Genomic DNA, 900 nt, shown 5'->3' on the forward strand with positions numbered 1-900 from the left:
ACCTCGATGTCGGCTCGTCGCATCCTGGGGCTGGAGTAGGTCCCAAGGGTTGGGCTGTTCGCCCATTAAAGCGGTACGCGCGCTGGGTTTAGAACGTCGCGCGACAGTTCGGTCCCTATCCGCCGCGCTCGTTGGAGACTTGAGGAAGGCTGTCCCTAGTACGAGCGGACCGGGACGGACGAACCTCTGGTGTGCCAGTTGTCCGGCCAGGAGCCCGGCTGGTTGGCTATGTTCGGGAGGGATAACCGCTGAAGGCATCTAAGCGGGAAGCCTGTTCCAAGATGAGGTCTCCCACCACCTTCGAGTGGGTAAGGCTCCCAGGAGATGACTGGGTTGATAGGCCGGAGATGGAAGCCTTGTGAGGGGTGGAGTTGACCGGTACTAATAGGCCGAGGGCTTGCCACAACGAGTTGTTCGCATCCACTGTGTGACCCTGAGTCCACAACCATCTGTGATCCCGGTGACGGGGTTGTCGGGTTGGCTGTGTGCTTGGCCTTCTGCCCTGGGTTTTTGGGGTGGGGGGGATAGTTGGATAGTGTTGTCGGTGGTCATTGCGGTAGGGAAACGCCCGGTCCCATTCCGAACCCGGTAGCTAAGCCTTCCAGCGCCGATGGTACTGAACTCGCCAGGGTGTGGGAGAGTAGGTCGTCGCCGACATTCAATGTGATGGGTTATGCCCCGGACTTTCGAGTCCCGGGGCATTTCTCGTTTCCGGACCCGTCGTCCGCTCCGTCGTGTGCGGAGGGAATCGGGGGCCTGATCGGAGCTGGCCGTGAATCCGGCTGGTGTCTCCGGGGGCCGGCGGGCGAGGTCGGATGTCGCTGCCGCGCCGCGGGCGGGGTGCCGTCGTGGAAGCGTCGGCGGCGGTACGCGTCGCGCCGGGAGCCGACGGACCTGCGG

2 rRNA genes are annotated in these 900 nt (G+C 63.4%); both read left to right on the forward strand.

Annotated features, from left to right (window positions below):
* Nucleotides 1-405, forward strand: a 23S ribosomal RNA gene (locus D8M34_RS18210); the annotation flags it as partial.
* Between the two features lie 135 nt (nucleotides 406-540).
* A 5S ribosomal RNA gene (gene rrf, locus D8M34_RS18215) occupies nucleotides 541-657 on the forward strand.
* Nucleotides 658-900 lie beyond the last annotated feature (243 nt).

Origin of the sequence: Microbacterium sp. HSID17254 (assembly GCF_003989315.1) — a bacterium.
In the GTDB taxonomy this organism is placed as follows: Bacteria; Actinomycetota; Actinomycetes; order Actinomycetales; family Microbacteriaceae; genus Microbacterium.